Origin of the sequence: Paeniclostridium hominis (genome assembly GCF_014306135.1) — a bacterium.
GTDB lineage: Bacteria > Bacillota > Clostridia > Peptostreptococcales > Peptostreptococcaceae > Paraclostridium > Paraclostridium hominis.
Genome location: NZ_JACRWD010000001.1, coordinates 289,098 through 305,591, shown reverse-complemented (window position 1 = coordinate 305,591; position 16,494 = coordinate 289,098). Strand labels below are relative to the sequence as shown.

General features: G+C 28.8%; 14 protein-coding genes. All 14 read right to left on the bottom strand.

Annotation, left to right across the window (positions count from 1 at the left end; all coding sequences use genetic code 11):
• Window positions 1–106 precede the first annotated feature (106 nt).
• The 14 genes from rny to H8891_RS01430 all read right to left on the bottom strand — a co-directional run bounded on the left by rny (window position 107) and on the right by H8891_RS01430 (window position 16,355).
• Entirely contained in the window at window positions 107–1,648 is a 1,542-nt protein-coding gene (gene rny, locus H8891_RS01495) for a ribonuclease Y (protein ID WP_187004897.1), read from the bottom strand.
• Between the two features lie 136 nt (window positions 1,649–1,784).
• Window positions 1,785–2,837: a recombinase RecA gene (gene recA / locus H8891_RS01490; protein WP_187004896.1), complete on the bottom strand. Its 1,053-nt coding sequence runs from the start codon at window positions 2,835–2,837 to the stop codon at window positions 1,785–1,787.
• Window positions 2,838–3,062: 225 nt separating this feature from the next.
• On the bottom strand, window positions 3,063–3,605 hold the full coding sequence (gene pgsA / locus H8891_RS01485) for a CDP-diacylglycerol--glycerol-3-phosphate 3-phosphatidyltransferase (protein ID WP_187004895.1): 543 nt from the start codon (window positions 3,603–3,605) through the stop codon (window positions 3,063–3,065).
• Complete coding sequence (rimO, locus tag H8891_RS01480) at window positions 3,592–4,926, bottom strand: 30S ribosomal protein S12 methylthiotransferase RimO (protein WP_187004894.1); 1,335 nt, start codon at window positions 4,924–4,926, stop codon at window positions 3,592–3,594. The genes pgsA and rimO overlap by 14 nt, the downstream gene beginning before the upstream one ends.
• Window positions 4,927–5,976 carry a tRNA 2-selenouridine(34) synthase MnmH gene (gene mnmH, locus H8891_RS01475; protein WP_187004893.1) on the bottom strand — a complete coding sequence of 350 codons (1,050 nt, stop codon included), beginning with the start codon at window positions 5,974–5,976 and terminating at the stop codon, window positions 4,927–4,929.
• 2 nt (window positions 5,977–5,978) lie between these two features.
• Complete coding sequence (locus H8891_RS01470; RefSeq protein WP_187004892.1) at window positions 5,979–8,330, bottom strand: DNA translocase FtsK; 2,352 nt, start codon at window positions 8,328–8,330, stop codon at window positions 5,979–5,981.
• A 136-nt stretch (window positions 8,331–8,466) separates the two neighbouring features.
• On the bottom strand, window positions 8,467–9,228 hold the full coding sequence (locus H8891_RS01465; RefSeq protein ID WP_187004891.1) for an ATP-dependent Clp protease proteolytic subunit: 762 nt from the start codon (window positions 9,226–9,228) through the stop codon (window positions 8,467–8,469).
• Window positions 9,229–9,258: 30 nt separating this feature from the next.
• The gene (locus H8891_RS01460) at window positions 9,259–9,417 is read right to left on the bottom strand and encodes a hypothetical protein (RefSeq protein WP_187004890.1); all 159 of its coding nucleotides are present in this window, start codon (window positions 9,415–9,417) and stop codon (window positions 9,259–9,261) included.
• 61 nt (window positions 9,418–9,478) lie between these two features.
• Entirely contained in the window at window positions 9,479–10,690 is a 1,212-nt protein-coding gene (dapG, locus tag H8891_RS01455) for an aspartate kinase (RefSeq protein WP_187004889.1), read from the bottom strand.
• 9 nt (window positions 10,691–10,699) lie between these two features.
• Window positions 10,700–10,945: a YlmC/YmxH family sporulation protein gene (locus H8891_RS01450; RefSeq protein ID WP_147545824.1), complete on the bottom strand. Its 246-nt coding sequence runs from the start codon at window positions 10,943–10,945 to the stop codon at window positions 10,700–10,702.
• Window positions 10,946–11,011: 66 nt separating this feature from the next.
• Window positions 11,012–12,256 carry a M16 family metallopeptidase gene (locus tag H8891_RS01445; protein ID WP_187004888.1) on the bottom strand — a complete coding sequence of 415 codons (1,245 nt, stop codon included), beginning with the start codon at window positions 12,254–12,256 and terminating at the stop codon, window positions 11,012–11,014.
• 132 nt (window positions 12,257–12,388) lie between these two features.
• Window positions 12,389–13,132 (bottom strand): polysaccharide deacetylase family protein, encoded by a 744-nt coding sequence (locus H8891_RS01440; protein WP_187004887.1) that lies wholly within the window; start codon window positions 13,130–13,132, stop codon window positions 12,389–12,391.
• A 206-nt stretch (window positions 13,133–13,338) separates the two neighbouring features.
• On the bottom strand, window positions 13,339–15,468 hold the full coding sequence (pnp, locus tag H8891_RS01435) for a polyribonucleotide nucleotidyltransferase (RefSeq protein WP_187004886.1): 2,130 nt from the start codon (window positions 15,466–15,468) through the stop codon (window positions 13,339–13,341).
• Window positions 15,469–15,659: 191 nt separating this feature from the next.
• Window positions 15,660–16,355 carry a DegV family protein gene (locus tag H8891_RS01430; RefSeq protein ID WP_187004885.1) on the bottom strand — a complete coding sequence of 232 codons (696 nt, stop codon included), beginning with the start codon at window positions 16,353–16,355 and terminating at the stop codon, window positions 15,660–15,662.
• Window positions 16,356–16,494: the final 139 nt, after the last annotated feature.

Below are 16,494 nucleotides of genomic sequence, written 5' to 3'. Positions count from 1 at the left end.
TTAAATTTATTATTATCTTTTTAAGTAAATTTTATTATATAGATAATTAAAATTTATATTAAAAAAAGCGAATATATCAATTGATACATTCGCTTACATTATTTTCTTATTTAGCATATTCTATTGCTCTTGTTTCCCTTATTATACTAACCTTTATTTGACCTGGATATTCTAATTCATCTTCTATTCTCTTAGTCATATCTCTAGCTAATAAATGTATATCTTCGTCACTTACATTTTCAGGTTTAACCATTATTCTTATTTCTCTACCTGCTTGTATTGCAAATGATTTATCTACACCTTCATATGAATTAGCTATTTCTTCAAGTTTCTCTAAACGCTTAATATATGCTTCTAGAGTTTCACGTCTAGCACCTGGCCTAGCCGCTGATATAGCATCTGCAGCTGTAACTAAAACAGCTTCTATAGTTTGTGGTTCATAATCTCCATGGTGAGTGCTCATAGCATGAATTACATCTTTAGATTCTTTATATCTTCTAAGTAAATCCATACCTATCTCAACATGAGTTCCTTCCATTTCATGGTCAACTGATTTACCTATATCATGTAATAGCCCTGCTCTTTTAGCTAATTTAACATCTGCACCTATTTCTGCAGCCATTATACCTGCTATATGTGCAACTTCTATAGAGTGTTTAAGAACATTTTGTCCATAACTTGTTCTATAATTTAATCTACCTAAAAGTCTTATTAATTCTGGATGTAAGCCATGTACCCCTGTTTCAAATGCAGCTTGTTCTCCATATTCTTTAATAATATTATCTACTTCTTTTCTAGCTTTTTCAACCATTTCTTCGATTCTAGCAGGATGTATTCTTCCATCAGCTATAAGTTTTTCTAGTGCTATTCTTGCAACTTCTCTTCTTATAGGATCAAATCCTGATAGTATCACAGCCTCTGGAGTATCATCTATTATTAAATCTATTCCAGTTAGAGTTTCTAGTGTTCTTATATTTCTACCTTCTCTACCTATGATTCTTCCTTTCATTTCATCATTAGGTAAATTAACTACTGTAACAGTAGTTTCAGCAACATGGTCTGCTGCACATTTTTGTATAGCATACCCTATTATTTCTCTAGATTTCTTGTCTGCTTCTTCTTTAGCTTGAGATTCTATTTCTTTTATCATTATAGACATCTCACGTCTTACATCTCTTTCTGCATTAGTTAATATAATTTCTTTTGCTTTGTCAGAAGTTATACCTGATATACTTTCTAACTTTTCTAATTGTTGAACTTTTATAGCTTCGATTTGTTCTTCTTTTTTATCAATCTTTTTTAACTTATCATTAAGAACATACTCTTTGTTTTCTAATGTCTGAAGTTTTTTATCTAAAACCTCTTCTTTTTGTATTATTCTTTTTTCAAATCTTTGTACTTCAATTCTTCTTTCTTTATTTTCTTTCTCTGCTTCATTTCTCCATTTATGGATCTCTTCTTTTGCTTCTAATAGTTTTTCTTTTTGTAATGTTTCTGCTTCTTTGTTTGCTTTATCTATTATATCATCAGCCATCTTTTCAGCTTGGCCAATTTTAGCTTCAGATATGTTCTTTCTTACAAAGTAACCAACTATAATACCCACAAATATTCCCAATAAAGCGCCTATTATTGCCTCTATGACATCCACCTCCTTTGTTAATGTAAACCGTCAACTACAGTATTTATAACATATGTTTTTATAAACTAAATAAGAATATTTCATTCTCATTTAATTTTATAATTTTTTCTACTTGGTGTCAAGTTAATAGGAGGTATACAGACTATTATTCTCCAATATTTTCTATTGAGTCTTCGTTTTCTTGTTCGATTTCTCTATTACCATCTAATTTATAATATTTTCTTACTAAAGCTTCTATTTCTTCTGTTAAATCAGGATTATCTGATAAGAATTTTTTAACATTTTCTCTACCTTGTCCTAACTTAGTATCATTATAGCTATACCAAGCCCCTGATTTTTTAACGATATCTATATCTGCAGCTATATCTAATAAATCTCCAACTTTAGATATACCTTCTCCGTACATTATATCAAACTCACATTGCTTAAATGGAGGAGCTACTTTATTTTTAACTACTTTTACTCTTGTTCTACTTCCCATTACTTTGTCGCCTTGCTTTATAGTATCTATTTTTCTAACATCTAATCTTACTGAAGAGTAGAATTTAAGAGCTCGTCCACCTGTTGTAGTTTCTGGACTACCAAACATTACTCCAACTTTTTCTCTTAATTGGTTTATAAATATAGCAACACAATTAGATTTTTTTATAGATCCTGTTAATTTTCTTAAAGCTTGCGACATAAGTCTTGCTTGAAGACCCACATGTGAATCTCCCATATCTCCTTCTATTTCAGCCTTAGGTACTAATGCTGCAACAGAGTCCACTACTATTATATCTATAGCCCCACTTCTTATAAGAGCCTCAGCTATTTCTAAGCCTTGTTCCCCTGTGTCTGGTTGTGAAACTATTAAATTATCTACATCAACTCCTAATGCTTTTGCATATACTGGGTCTAATGCATGTTCTGCATCTATGAAGGCTGCTATACCACCTTGTTTTTGAGCCTCTGCTACTGCATGTAATGTAACTGTTGTTTTACCTGAAGATTCTGGCCCATATATTTCAACTATTCTTCCTTTTGGAAGACCTCCTATTCCAACTGCTATATCAAGACCTATAGATCCAGTCGGAATTACATCTATAGCCATTCCACCAGCTTCACCTAACTTCATTACTGATCCTTTACCAAAATCTTTTTCTATTTGAGATAGCGCTGAATTTAATGCTTTTAATCTTTCTTCTTGTATTCCTGCCATTTATAATACCTTCCCTTCTATAAATCATTTATATTATCTTTAAGTTATAATCAAACATTTGTTCTATATTTATTATATCTTTTTTACTACTTAAAGTCAATTAAATAATATATTATTAATAGTATTAACTCTAATTATATCAATTTATACATATTTTCCCATAAGTTTAATTAATTACAAATAAAAAAGTGAGTATATTCAATATATACCCACCTTTTTATGTACTTACTTACTTTCCATAAATAAGTTTCTATTTTTATATATATACTCCCACCCAGAGTAAAGAGTAAGTAATGTTGCTATTAATATAATTATTTTACCTGTATCTAAAAGTATTATATTTCCAGTTTGTGCAGCTAGTAAAAGCACAACTATTGCTATCATTTGTGAAATAGTTTTTAACTTACCTCCAGAGCTAGCTGCTATAACTTTTCCATCAGCTGCTGCGATAGCTCTTAATATACTAACAGTAAGTTCTCTTGCTACTATTATAATGACCATCCATGCTGCAACTAAATCAAATTCTATCATAGTAGTTAGTGCTGATATAACAAGTAACTTATCCGCAAGTGGATCCATAAATTTCCCAAAGTCAGTTATTAAATTATATTTTCTAGCTATATGACCATCCATAGCATCCGTGACAGAAGCTATTATAAATATCATACAAGCTATTAAAAACTTGTTAGGCATATTTATCATCATTACTATTATAAATACAGGTATTAAAAATATCCTAAATAAAGTTAATTTATTAGGCAAGTTCATTAACTACATCTCCCATCAAATCATACTCTAAAGCATTATTTATTTTAACCTTAACAAAATCTCCTGGTTCAAGTTGATTTTCAGATTTAACGTAAATTATACTATCTATCTCTTCAGCATCACCTTGAGTTCTTCCTACATAAACTTTATCTTCTATTTGTTCTTCTATTAAAACTTCATATTCATTGTTTATCTTTTTAGCATTTAATCTTTGAGATATTTCTTGTTGAACTAGCATAAGTTTGTCTCTTCTTTTTAACTTTATATCTTCCTCTATATGATTAGGTAATTTATCAGCTGCGGTATCTTCTTCTCTTGAATAAGTAAACGCTCCTAATCTATCAAATTCTACATCTTTAGCAAATTGTACTAATTCATTAAAATCTTCTTCAGTTTCTCCTGGAAATCCAACTATTATAGTTGTTCTTAATGTCGCATCTGGGATATAACTTCTTATCATATCAACCTTAGACTTTATATCTTCTTTAGTTGTATGTCTGTTCATTAATTTTAAAACTTTATTACTTGCATGTTGTATTGGCATATCAAAATAGTTACATATGTTATCATATTTCTTTATTACTTTTACAAGCTCTTCTGTTATTGACTCTGGATATGAATACATTATTCTTATCCATTTTATACCTTCTATTTGCGCAAGTTCTTCTAATAATTGTGGCAATTTAACTTCACCATATAAGTCAAGTCCATACTTAGTAGTATCTTGTGCTATAACTACAAGTTCTTTAACTCCATTAGATGCTAATTCTTTAGCTTCTCTTATTATGTCTTCCATTTTTCTACTTCTATATTTACCTCTTAATTTAGGTATTATACAGTAAGTACAGTGATTGTCACATCCTTCACCAATTTTTAAATAAGCCATATAATCAGGAGTTGTAACGTATCTTGGAAGATCTTCATTATATGCAAATTCTATATCATTTAAGCTTATTATATTATTTTCTTTTTCAAGTCCTGCTATTATTTCATCTATTTGTTGATAACTTCCTGTTCCAACTATTGCATCTATTTCTGGTATCTCTGCTTGTAATTCATTAGAATATCTTTGTGCTAGACATCCTGTTACAATAAGTAATTTTAAATTTCCAGTTTCTTTTAATTGTGCTAAATCAAGTATTGTATCTATAGATTCTTGCTTTGCTGATTCAATAAAACCACAAGTATTTACTAAGATTATATCAGCCTCTTCAAAATCTCCTACTAGTTTATATCCTTTTCTATTTAAAATTCCCATCATTATTTCTGCATCTACTAAGTTTTTCGAACATCCTAGTGACTCTAACGCTATCTTTAACATTTAATTTGCTCCTTCCTTTGCTGCTTTATGAAAATCTATTAGTTCTAAAAGAGATTGTTCCATATTATCACAATTTATAACTTTATTATATTTATATTTATCAACTGAATGCCCATATAATGCATCGTAATATTCTACTAAATAGTGTTCTACAAGTTGTTCATATTTTCCTTCATTAAATAATTCAATATAATAATCAACTTTAGCATTACCTAATCTTTTTCTAAATTTATTTATACATTGTATTAAGGCTTCAAAGTTTTTATTTTCCGTGTATATATAATCTCTACATAATCTATCTACTCTAGATTTAATACTACATTCTAATAATATATGATAGCCATCTCTTATTATACCTTCATATATTTCATTTGGAACATTAACATGACCAACTCTTTTACTTTCACTTTCTATAAATATATAATTACTATTTGAAAAATATAGTTTTTCAAATATATTAGTTTCAAACTTTTTCTGTGTTGGAGGCTTTTCATTAAACATTATAAATCCAAAAGTAGAACCACTATTTTTAGCTATTCCTTCTAAATCTATAATATCTATACCTTTTTCTTCTAACATTAAAAGCATATCTGTTTTACCAACACCTGTTAAACCATGAAGTACTATAAATTCTTTAGTATCCATAACAGTTTTAAAATAATCTAATACAAAATTTCTATAGGCTTTATATCCACCTTCTAATTGATATACATTTACACCTAAAGTAGCTATCATATTTGCTAAACTTCCGCTTCTCATTCCACCTCTAGCACAATATATAACTATGTTTTCATATTCATTGGCTAAACTTAAAACTTCCATATACATATGTTTTAATTTATCTTTAACATAATCAAATCCTTTTTGTATAGCCTCATGCTTTCCTTGCATTTTATATATAGTACCTATATCCTTATGTTCATTATCACTAAATAATGGCATATGAAAAGCATCTAATATATGATCTTCATTAAACTCTGCTTCTGTTCTAACATCTATAAATATAGTGTTTGGTAAATTTAATGCATTTTTTACACTTATTGTTTTCAAATTTATTCACCTTCTAAATTTTCTAAATCTTGTTTACTTATTAAAACTTTTCTCGGCTTACTACCTTCGCTCTTTCCAACAATTCCTCTTTCTTCCATAGAATCTATAAGTCTTGCCGCTCTATTAAATCCGATTTTAAACTTTCTTTGAAGCATTGAAGCTGAAGCTTGTCCACTTTCAACAACAAATTCTATAGCTTCACTTAAAAATTCATCTACATCACTTGATTGTTCTTTTGATATTTTACTTATACTATCTACAATGCATTCTTCATATTTAACTTCATCTTTTACTTGACTTTTTACATAATCTATAACTCTTTCAGATTCAGATTCAGATATAAATGCCCCTTGAAGTCTTACTGGTTTTGCAGCCCCTAATGGGTAAAATAACATATCACCTTTACCTAAAAGTTTTTCAGCTCCACCCATATCAAGGATTGTTCTTGAATCTGTTTGAGATGAAACGGCAAATGCAATTCTTGAAGGTATATTAGCTTTTATAACTCCAGTTATGACATCAACTGATGGTCTTTGTGTAGCAACTATTAAGTGCATACCAGCAGCCCTTGCCATTTGAGCCAATCTACAAATATAATCTTCAACATCATTAGCACTTACCATCATAAGGTCAGCAAGTTCGTCTATTATTATAACTATTTTCGGAAGTTTCTCTTCACTCTTTTCATTGTAACTAGTTATATCTTTTACACTTGATTCTGCAAATAGTTTATATCTTCTGTTCATTTCTGTAACTGCCCAATTAAGTGCATTGGCAGCTTTTTTAGGATCAGTTACAACAGGTATTAATAAATGTGGTATACCATTGTAATTTGCAAGTTCAACAACCTTAGGGTCTATAAGTAAGAACTTAACTTCATCAGGATTTGATTTATATAATATACTATTTATTAAAGTATTTACACATACACTTTTTCCTGAACCTGTAGATCCCGCTATAAGTAAATGAGGCATTTTGCCAATATCAGCTATTATTGGCTTTCCTGCTATGTCTTTTCCAAGCCCCATAGCAAGTGGTGATTCAAATTTATTAAATTCATCACTTTCAAGAACTTCTCTTAAAGTAACCATTTGTGCTTCTTCATTTGGAACTTCAATACCTATTGCACTTTTACCTGGTATTGGAGCTTCTATTCTTATACTTTTTGCGGCTAAACTAAGTGCTATATCATCTGTTAAATTTACTATTTTACTTACCTTTACTCCTGGACTCGGTTGAAGTTCATATCTTGTTATAGTAGGTCCTACTGTTACTTGATTAACTTTTGCTTCAACTCCAAAATCAGATAAAGTTTTTTCTAATAAAGATGCATTTTTTAATACTTTTTTCTTACTCTTATCATCAGGCTTTGAGTCTATTTTATTTAACAAGTCAACACTAGGTTTTTTGTAATTTTCATAACTTGACTCTGTTTTTATACCCATAGGTTGAGTCTTTTCTAAGTTATCATTTTGCTTAATTGAAGTCTCTGTTTTTTGATTAGGTTTTGCTTTTTGTAATTCTTTTAAAACTTCTAACTCAGGCATACTTTGAGTGCCTTCTAGAATTTCTAAATAGTCATCATCTGCTTTATTAAAACCTACTATCTTTATTGTTTTGTCATTTTCATCATCTTCTATACTATTTTCACTTATTTCTTCTTTTTTAGATTTACCTCTTAATCCAGTTTTTGTAACCATAGTATTTTCATCAACTTCTTCAGTAACCATATTAACCATAGCATCTTTTAAGTTTAAGGCTTTTTCTTTAAAAGTAAGATTACTATTTTTGCTTTTTTGAGTTTTTACTTTTATCTTATATATTAAATCTTTTAAAGATATATTAAATGTAAATAAACATGTTATTAGTAATGCAAATATACTTATTAACCATGCACCAGTTACCCCAAATATCTTAGTTACATAGTATGTAATAACTGTAGCTATAAGTCCACATCCATTTCCTTGTACAGCTTGTTTAGTTACCTCTTTAATTACATATGAATTAGTAGGACTATCTATAGGTAAATTTTTTGCGTTTATAAGTCCGTAAAATATGAATATAAAAATTACACCTACATAATATAACTTAGTACTTTTAATTCTATAGATATATTCATTCTTTTCAAAAAATCCTAAAACACCACTAATAATAATTATAAATGGTATAGCTATTGATAATTTTCCGAACAATCCTAAAAATATATTTTGTATAACTGTACCTAATAATCCCATAGAACTAGAGTTTAAACTATATAATAAGAATATACCTATAAATATAGTTATCAGGTTATTGTATTCAGCTTTAAAACTTGATTCCATATTTTTTTTCTTTTTAGATTTTTTCTTAGCCATCAATCTCACCTCTTAAAAATAAATTTATACAAGAATTAATAAACTCCAAAATCATAGCAAAAAGTGCTAATGTATTTAAACACTAACACTTTTATATCTTCTAATTATAGCATATATTCTATTATTTAACCAAATTTTATTTGATTACATTTTTGTTATCTTCATTACTCTCTTCATTTATCAATTCTCTTAATTTAATCATCGCTTCTTTTAATCCACCAACTTCATTTATAAGTCCACAATCTACTGCTTCTTTACCTATTAATACACTTCCAACATCACTTACTAATTCTTCTTTAGAATACATTAGTTTTTCTAAATCTTCTTTTTCTATATCTGATGTTCTGATTATAAACTGAGTTATACGCTCTTGCATCTTTTTAAAGTATTCAAAAGTTTCATTAACTCCAATAACTAAACCGTTAGTTCTTATAGGATGAACTATCATAGTTGCAGTAGGTGCTATGAACGAATAATCTCCAGCTGTTGCAAGTGGAACTCCTATACTGTGACTTCCTCCTAACACAAGAGTAACAACTTTTTTAGATACACTGTTTATAAGTTCTGCCATTGCAAGCCCAGCTTCAACATCCCCACCTACTGTATTTAAAATTATTAAAACACCTTTTATATCTTTGCTTTCTTCTATTGCAAATAGCATAGGTATTATATGCTCATATTTTGTAGATTTTTTTTGTGGATTACCTGCAAAATGACCTTCTATTTCACCTATTATAGTTATACACTGTATATCTTTAATATTTTGTTCTGGAATACTTGGAACTCCCATTTGTTTAATATCTTGTATATTTTCAGTTTGCTCATTATCATTTTCAGTTTCTTCTGATTTTAAATTGTTTTTTTCATTTGTATTCTTATCATTATATAAAAAGTTCATATGTAGCCTCCTTTTAAGACTTACTTTAATCTATTTACCTTTAGGGTGTTTACTTATTGGTCTTGATGTATTTTGAGCTACAGAACCACTTTTTTTAGGTCTTAAATGTGCTGGTAAACTTAATTCTTCTCCAAACTCTAATTTAAAATGTGGTTGATTATTGTTTGTTTTTTTATTTTTATTAGACATAAAAACATCCTCCTTTAAGGTTTAACTTTACATATAAGTTAACCAAAAAAGGAGGATATTATTAATTTAATTTAAATTCTTCATGAATTGCATGAATAGCATTTTTCATATCTTTTTCTTCAACCAAACAAGATATGGTCATATTTGAATCTGAAGTTTGTAATAAATTTATTTTAGCTTTTGATAATGCTCTTACTATTTTTGCCATGACTCCTGGTGTTCCAGTCATTTTAGATCCAATTAAAGTTACCTTAGCACAATTTTCTTTTACTTTATAATCAAGTTTATGTGCTTTAAGTATTTCTGTTAATGAATTTAACTTATCATGATCAATTACAAAAGCTTTTTCTTCTATAAAAAAGTTTATCATATCTAAACTTATTCCATTTGTTTCTATCTCATCCATTATATCAGTAAATATATCTTCTCTTGATTTAACTTTAATTTGAGCAACTCCACTTGTATGAGCTACTGCTGTCATAGTGTTTATAGATTTTTCTTCTTTGTTTACTTCAAACTTAGGACTCATGCCACTTATTTTAGTTCCTGGATGCGATGGATTTAAAGTATTTTTTATATTTAAAGTAATTGCTCCACTTTTTGCAATTTCAACTGCTCTTGGATGTATTACCTTAGCACCTTTATCTGCCATTTGAAATACTTCTTCATAATTTATATAATCTAAAACCTTAGCTTCTGGCTCAACTCTTGGATCTGCTGTCATTATTCCATCAACATCTGTATATATTTCAACATTTTTACATTCTAGTGCTTTACCTATAGCAACTGCTGAAGTATCACTACCACCTCTTCCAAGAGTAGTTACTTCTCCACTTTCTGTTGTTCCTTGAAAACCTGCTATAATTACAACTTTACCTTCGCCTAATTCTTTATATATTCTTTCTGGCTTAATATCTACTATTCTAGAGTCAGAAAAATTTCCATCAGTATATATACCAGCTTGACTACCTGTTAAAAATACAGCATCTATACCATATCCTTTTAACATGTTAGTAAGTATAGTTCCTGATATTATCTCTCCACAAGACATTATTAAATCTAACTCTCTCTTAGATGAATCATCATTAACACCTTTACATAAATTTATCAATGTATCAGTTGCATAAGGTGCTCCTTTTCTTCCCATAGCTGAAACTACAACAACTAAATCTAATCCTTTGTCCTTATAGTCTTTTATTATATTGCAAACTTGTTGCATTTTTTCATTAGATTCCACAGATGTCCCACCAAATTTTTGAACTACTATTGTCATATTATCCTCCTAATACATGCCTTCATGTTCTATTATAATCATGTCATTACCAATTTTTTTTACATTTCTCCACGGTACTTCAAGTACTGATTTATCTTTCCTAAATCCAAAAAATCCTCTTTCTCTAGGAATTAATAAAGCTAATATTTTCCCTGTAGTATCTTCAATTATAAGGTCACACTCTCCAACAACTCCCAATCTTTCTCCGGTAACTAAATTTACAATCTCCTTACCTGCTACTTCAGATAAATTCATAAGTATCCCCCCATATAAACTAATATATCTTTATTATAGATAAGCTTAATTATATGTCTAATCTAATTAGTCTAAAGTTATATTCTCTACATCTCTTCCTACAATACATACTCCAATATTTTCTTTATTAAATACCTTGTCTATAATTAAGTCTATTCTAGCTTTATCAATATTATTTATACTTTCTATAATATCATTAGGATTTTTTACTTTCCTAGTTAAAATCATAGCTTTACCAATTGACATCATTCTACTGCTAGTACTTTCTAAACCTAGAATATAACTTCCTTTTAACTGTTCTTTACTCTCTTTTATCTCTTTATCTGTAAGATGATTTTTTCTTAAGTTATCAATTTCTTCTAATACTAAATTATATACTTTTTTTAGATTTTCGTTACTCATGCTTGCGTAAATACCAAGCTCTCCACTTTTTCTATAAAGACTAGGTGCTGAATATATAGAGTAAACAAGTCCTTTACTTTCTCTTATATTTTGAAATAACCTAGAGCTTATACTTCCTCCAAATATATTATTTACTATAGATAAAGCATATGCATCTTCTCTATCTTCTAGTGGTATTGCTTTTAAGCTTATAGCCAAATTAACTTGTTCAGTATCCTTATTTTTAGCTATAAAGCAAGGATTAAATTCTGGTGTTGTTATTTCTATATTTGCATTTCCTTTAGGTAAATCTTTAAATTTATCTTCTATTAATTTGACCATTTCTTCAAATTTAAAGTTACCACTAATTGATATTACAGAGTTACTAGCTACATAATATTTATTAAAATAATCTTTTATAGTATCTTTATTAATATTATATAATGATTCTTTAGTTCCTATTATATTCATTCCAAGAGCATCTGTTTTGTATATTCCCTCCATAAGTAAGTCATATACTAAATCTTCTGGAGAGTCTTCATACATTTTTAGCTCTTCTAATATAACTTGTCTTTCTTTTTCTATATCTTCTTTATCAAATAATGGATTTAAAAACATATCACTTAGTATATCTAATCCTATATTTATATGCTCATCTAATAATTTAACATAATAACATGTACATTCCTTACTAGTAAAAGCATTTATTTGCCCACCTAAATTATCTATTGTACTAGCTATTTCTTTTGATGTTCTATTTTTAGTTCCTTTAAATAGCATATGTTCTATAAAATGTGATACTCCACTTAATTTTTCACTTTCTATTCTAGAGCCTGCATTTACCCATACTCCTAACGTTATGGATTTTAAATAAGGTATTTCTTCTCCTACTATTGTAAGTCCATTTTCTAACTTGTGTATCTTATACATACTCATCCTCCAATTTGATTTGTGCATTATAATATTTATGATAATCATTTATATTTGTATCTTAGTTAATGTCCTTTAAATTATAATTTAGTAAAATAAATTATTCAACATCAAAATAACTTAAATAAACTTTTAAAGCTCAAATACATCACTAAGTTTTCCTGGTTTTAAATTTTTACTTTCAATTATCCCTATAATATCATCAATGCCTTCAGCACTTGCATGCGTAGGATGCATAAGTATTATACTAGAATCTTTCATATCTTTTGACTTAACTCTATTTATAATAACTTCTGGTTCTTGTCTATTTTTCCAATCTATTGTGTCTATATCCCATTTGTAAGGCGTGTATCCTAAATCAATAGCCGCTTTTACAGTATCTTTATTAAATGAACCTCCTGGTGCTTGAAAAAATTTAGTTTCTTTTTTTATTATATTTTCTATTATTTCTTTAGATGTTTTTATTTGTTCATAGTTCTTATCGTAGTTTAATGTAGCATAATCTAAATGCTTATATCCATGATTAGCTATTTCATGTCCTTTTTTTTGAATTTCAAGTAGAAATTCAGGGTTTTCTTCAGCCCATCTGCCTGTTACAGCAAAAGTTATCTTAGCATTTTTTTCATCTAATACTTTAAGTATCTTTTCTATATATTCACTTTCCCATCCTAGGTCTACGTTGCAACTTATTGCAACGTGACCACTATTGGATTTTGTTCCATTGTAATATGGTTCCTCTGCTTTATAAAACATATTAATTGTAGGCGTCGTCCCTTTTTTAGACATAAATATAATTCCTATAATTGCTAGTACTATAACTAGTGATATTATTAAAATTTTTTTTACCTTCTTTTTATTAAGTACCATCATTATCATAAAAAACTTCCTCCCAATATGTACAATTTACTCTCATTAAATTGTATTAGGTAGTCTAACTTTTTATGCATTTATATTATATATTGTATTTTAAAATGCTTATATAACTTAAAGTGCTTTTACTATTGTAAAAAATGCTTATATATTTTTTGCATAATAAAACACCCTCTTATATTTTACTTGAGGGTGTTTTGTTTTATAAATTATTATTTATCTTCATTCTCTTTATTTTCTTTAACTTCTTTTTTCTCTGGTTTTGGTAAAAGAGCTTTTCTAGATAAATTAACTCTTCCTTTTTCATCTATCTCAGTTACTTTTACTGTTACTTCATCTCCTATATTTAGTACATCTTCAACTTTATTAACTCTTTCATGTGCTATATGAGATATATGAAGTAATCCTTCTTTTCCTGGAAGTATTTCAACAAAAGCACCAAAGTTCATTATTCTTGTTACTTTACCTGTGTAAGTTTGTCCTACTTCAGCTTCAGCAACTATATCATGTATAAGTTGTTGTGCTTTTGCTATCATCTCAGCATCTATTCCACTTATAAATACTTCTCCTGTTTGTTCTATGTCTATTTTAACACCAGTTTCATCTATAATCTTAGTTATTATTTTTCCACCAGGTCCAATTACATCTCTTATCTTATCTGGGTTTATATTCATTGTTACTATCTTAGGTGCATACTTAGAAAGTTCTGGCTTAGGAGCATCTATTGTCTTTCTCATTTCATTTAATATGTGTATTCTACCTACTCTAGCTTGTTTTAAAGCTGTTCTTAGTACTTCTTCATCTATACCAGCTATTTTTATATCCATTTGTATAGCTGTTATACCATGTTCAGTTCCTGCAACTTTAAAGTCCATATCCCCTAAATGATCTTCCATTCCTTGTATATCTGAAAGTACTGCAACTTTATTATCATGTTTTATAAGACCCATAGCAATACCTGCAACCATATCTTTAATTGGTACACCTGCATCTAAAAGTGATAATGTAGATCCACATACACTTCCTTGAGAAGTTGATCCATTTGAACTTAAAACTTCTGATACTACTCTTATTGCATAAGGGAACTCTTCTTTTGAAGGTATAACAGGAAGTAATGCTCTTTCAGCAAGTGCACCATGACCTATTTCTCTTCTACCTGGTCCTCTTGATGGTCTAGCTTCACCAACACTATATGCTGGGAAATTGTAGTGATGCATATATCTTTTACTTTCTTCTTCATCAAGTCCATCAAGTATTTGAACATCACCTAAAGCGCCAAGTGTTGCTATAGACATAACTTGAGTTTGACCTCTTGTAAATAATCCAGAACCATGAGCTCTTGGTATAAATCCATTATCACACCATATTGGTCTTATTTCATCTGGCTTTCTATTATCAGGTCTTATATTTTCATGAACTATAAGCTTTCTTACTTCTTCTTTTATTATAGAATGTAACGTTTCCTCTATATCTTGTCCGAACTCTTCTACTATGTCTTCAAAATGAGCAAAAGTTTCTTCTTTTACTGCATCCATTTTTTCCATTCTTTCAAGTTTTTCTACAGTTTTAACTGCTTCTTTCATTTTATCTGTAGCAAACTCACGAACAGCTTTTTCTACTTCTTCATCTATTTTATAAAGAGTAACCTCTATTTTTTCTTTCCCAACTTCAGCAGCTATAGTTTCCACGAACTCAACAACTTTTTTGATTTCTTCATGTGCAAATAATATAGCTTCTAACATTAATTCATCTGGTATTTCTTCAGCTCCAGCTTCAACCATCATTATCGCATCTTTAGTACCTGATACTACAAGATGAAGAGAACTTTTTTCTCTTTGTTCTGCTGTTGGATTTATAACAAATGCTCCGTCTACTAACCCTACTAACACAGAACCAGTTGGTCCATTAAATGGTATATCAGATATAGATAACGCTACAGATGATCCTATCATAGCTACTATATCAGGAGTACAATCTTGATCTACTGATAAAACAGTTGCAACTACTTGTACATCATTTCTAAACCCTTTAGGAAATAGTGGTCTTATAGGTCTATCTATAAGTCTTGATGTAAGGATAGCTTTTTCTGAGGGTTTACCTTCTCTTTTTAAGAATCCTCCTGGTATTTTACCCACTGAATATAATTTTTCTTCATAATCAACACTTAAAGGGAAGAAATCTATTCCATCTCTTGGTTGAGCTGATTTTGATACGTTTACCATAACCATAGTTTCTCCGTACTGAAGAATAGCGCTTCCACTAGCTAGTTCGGCAATTTTTCCTATCTCAACAGAAAGTTCTCTTCCTGCAAAATCCATCTTAAAAACTTTATGTTCAAACATTAATGCTTGTACCTCCTCTTTATTAAAACCGCGTTTAGTATCCTATGTACTATCTTATCAAAAATACTATAATTTAACAACATAAAAGTAAATTACTGGCTTGTATTGATATGTTTTAGAGATACAAAACGTAACTTAGCAAATATTTTATTTTAACTTATTATTTGCTTAATATGTAAAATTTAATACATTTAATTTGAACAACTAATAGCTATTATATCTGGTCCTGTATGTGAGCATATACAAGCTCCACCTCTAGTTAAGTATATATTTTTAGCTTTTATTGCCTCTTGAACTTCTTTTTTAAGAATCTCAAACTCATTTTTATTAGCTCCGCAACCTATCATTACATTTTTATCTTCAAAACTTTCATATTGTTCTTTAAGTAAATCTATTAATTTATGTATTACATTTTTTTTACCTCTTACTTTTGTAAGTAAAGATATATTTCCATCCTTTACCGAAAATACAGGTTTTAAACTTAACATATTTCCAATAGCAGCTGTCGTTACAGATACTCTTCCGCTTCCTAAAGATAAGTTAAGTGTATCAAATATATGTATATCTCCATCTGTATCATTTTTCGCCATAACTGCACTTTGATATGTACCTGAAGATTTAGATGAACCACTTATACAAACTATAGAGTATTCATCTTTATATTTATCGAAAGCTTCTTTAAATTGCATGTATGTAGCTTGAGATGTTTTAGGTACAGTTTTTATTTTTTTCATAGTTTCGTAAAACTCTTCCTCGGTCATATCTACACCGTCTTTGTATTCTTTATCTTCTATTATTATAGTTAATGGAATTATTTCTATGTTATGTTTTTCTGCTAACTCCATAGGTATATCACATAAACTATCACACATTAATTTTATTTTCATAGTAAATCCCCTCCTAAAAGAAAAATTTCTATATAAATTATCATTATTCCTTTATATATTTTAATTTAATATTATTATAGTTGCAAATTATTTCTATTTTCAATAAAAACTGTATTTATTTAAAATATTTAAAACAAAA